General features: G+C 72.1%; 3 protein-coding genes. 1 reads left to right on the forward strand and 2 read right to left on the reverse strand.

From position 1 onward, the window contains the following. The coding region (locus ACVNF4_RS34855; protein WP_461806863.1) for an MFS transporter at nucleotides 1-348 on the reverse strand (348 nt) is incomplete at its 3' end. A 58-nt stretch (nucleotides 349-406) separates the two neighbouring features. Between ACVNF4_RS34855 and ACVNF4_RS34860 the strand changes: the two genes are divergently transcribed. Then, the gene (locus tag ACVNF4_RS34860; RefSeq protein WP_461806864.1) at nucleotides 407-1,075 is read left to right on the forward strand and encodes a TetR/AcrR family transcriptional regulator; all 669 of its coding nucleotides are present in this window, start codon (nucleotides 407-409) and stop codon (nucleotides 1,073-1,075) included. Nucleotides 1,076-1,129: 54 nt separating this feature from the next. Here the strand turns inward: ACVNF4_RS34860 and ACVNF4_RS34865 are convergent. Then, on the reverse strand, nucleotides 1,130-2,512 hold a 1,383-nt coding region (locus tag ACVNF4_RS34865), incomplete at its 5' end, for an alpha/beta hydrolase (protein WP_461806865.1).

Raw genomic sequence — 2,512 nt, forward strand, 5'->3', positions numbered from 1 at the left:
GGCAGCGGCGGCGCCCAGTCCCTGCCCGGCGCGGGCGGCGACCAGCTGCCAGGGCGTCTGGGCCAGCCCGCCGGCCAGCGAGCACGCCCCGAAGACGGCCAGGCCCGCCATGAACATCCGGCGGTGCCCGTACAGGTCGCAGGCGCGGCCTCCCAGTAACAGGAGTCCGCCGAAGGTGAGCGCGTAGACGTGCACGACCCACGACAGGTCGAGCGGCGCGAATCCGAGCGCGGTGCGGATCGCGGGCAGGGCGACGTTGACCACGGACATGTCCAGGGCGAAGACGAACTGGGCGACGGCTGCGGCGGCCAGGATCAGGTGGGGCCACCCTCGCGAGTTTTTATACATGTAAGAAAGGTAGTTACGGGGGCGTGCCGCTGTCGACCCCTGGGGGATGATGACGGGCATGCCTGAACCGTCCGCACCGCGCAAAGCCCTTGGCCGGCCTCCCCGGATCTCCCGTGAGGAGGTCATCGGGACGGCCCGTCGGATCGTCGACCGGGAAGGTGTCGACCGGCTGACCATGCGGCGGCTGGCCACGGAGATCGGCAGTACGCCGATGGCGCTCTACCACCACGTCCGCAACAAGGAGGAACTCCTCGTCCTGCTGCTGGACGACTACGCCACGCGTTCGCTGCACCGGCCCGAACTGCCTTCGCGGCCCCGCGAACGGGTCGTCGTCGCCGCCGCCGCGATCCATGACGCGCTCGCCGCCTGCCCCTGGATCGTGGAGGTGCTGACCGCCGACGATCTGATGTCCGCGTCCGCCCTGTGGTTCGTCGAGCAGATCGTCGACGGCCTGATCGAGGGCGGCCTCTCCCCCGAGCAGGCCGTCCACGGCTACCGCGCGATCTGGTACTACACCGCCGGTGAGATCGTCGTCCGCACCACAGCGGCCCGCCGGCGTGCGGACGACGGCCGTACGACCTACCGGGAGCAGGTCTTCACCGGTCTCGACCCGGACGAACTCCCCCGCCTGGCACAGGTCGCGGACCGCTGGGGGCCGCTGACCGCCGAGGACACGTACTTGGAGGGGCTGCGTTCGCTGGTGGACGGTCTGCTGACCGCCCGTTGACCGGTTCGGCGGGAGGAGCCTGGCTCTGGCGACGCGATCCGGGACCGGACTCGCTCAGGAAGCCGCACGGTTCTCCACGGCGGGGCAACGGGTGCCCCGTGGGGGAACCACCAGGTCGGTGAGGTAGCTGTCCACGGCGTCCGTCATGCACGAACCCTTGGTGACGCTGCCGTGGCCCTGGCCCTCGTAGGTGAGGAGCGCGCCGCCGCGGCCCAGTTGGCGGGCCACCGAGGCGGCCCACGGGTAGCCGGTGGCGGGGTCGTGCAGCGCGTTGGACACCAGGATCGGCGGAGCGCCGTGCGCGTCAAGGGGGTGCTGCGGGTTGGCGGTCGGTGTGCCGAGGCACGCCGCCACCATGTGGAGCGGCAGCAGGTACGGCAGGTCGGGCGCGGTCGTCCTCATCATGGTGACGAGGGAGGCGTACTCCTGGTGGTCGCGTACCGGGAGGCGCCAGTCCGAGCAGAAGAGCGCGACGGCCGGGGGCAACGGGAGTCTCGTGGTGGGCGACGCCGGCAGCGGCTCGCTCGCGGCCATCCTCGCGATCTCCGTGGCCAGGCCCGCGTGGTCGGGCTGGTAGAACTTCCGGAACGCGACCCTGTTGACCAGGTCCGAGGAGGACAGCGCGGTGCCCGGCTTCTTCGGGTCCTCCAGTTCACCCCGCCCGGCCCGGACCAGCAGGCCCTGCCAGACGGCGTGGACGTCACGGCCGTGCAGCGCGCACCGGGCGGCGCCGTCGCACCACTTCACGAACTCCCGGAACGAGTCCTGTGCCGTGACCGCCTCCGCCCGCAGGAATGCGCGGGTGGACGCGACGCTGTGGTCCATGACGCTCTCCAGCACCACCGCGCGCACCCGGTGCGGATACGTCTCGGCGTACTGCGCTCCGAGCAGCGTGCCGTAGGAGCTGCCGTGGAAGGTCAGTCTCCGCTCACCGAGGGCAGCGCGCAGGGCGTCCAGGTCCCGGACCGTCTGGACGGTGTCGAGGTGGTCGAACACGGGGCCGGTGCGGGCCCGGCAGTCGGCACGCAGCCGGCTGTTGTACGCCAGGGTCGCCTCGAAGTCCGCCTGGCTCCTCATCTCCGGTGACGGCCGCTCGGCGAGCAGGTCACCCGAGCAGGTCACGGGGTTGCTGCCACCCACGCCGCGCGGGTCGAAGCTGACGATGTCGAACCTGCGGCGGACCTCCGGACTGAACCGGCCGATACCACCCACCACCCGGTCCACACCCGAGTCCCCCGGCCCGCCCGGACCGAACACCATCGCACCGACCCTCGCACCGGGGTCGGTGGCCTTGCGGCGGGCCACAGCCAGATCGAACCGTGGCCCGTCCGGGCGGGCCCAGTCGACCGGCACGGACAGCGCGGCGCACTCCGCTCCCGGGTTCTCCGGGTCGTCACACGGCGCCCAGCGCAGGGCCCCGGTGCCGGACGGCGACGC

The sequence above is a fragment of the Streptomyces sp. S6 genome (genome assembly GCF_054880855.1).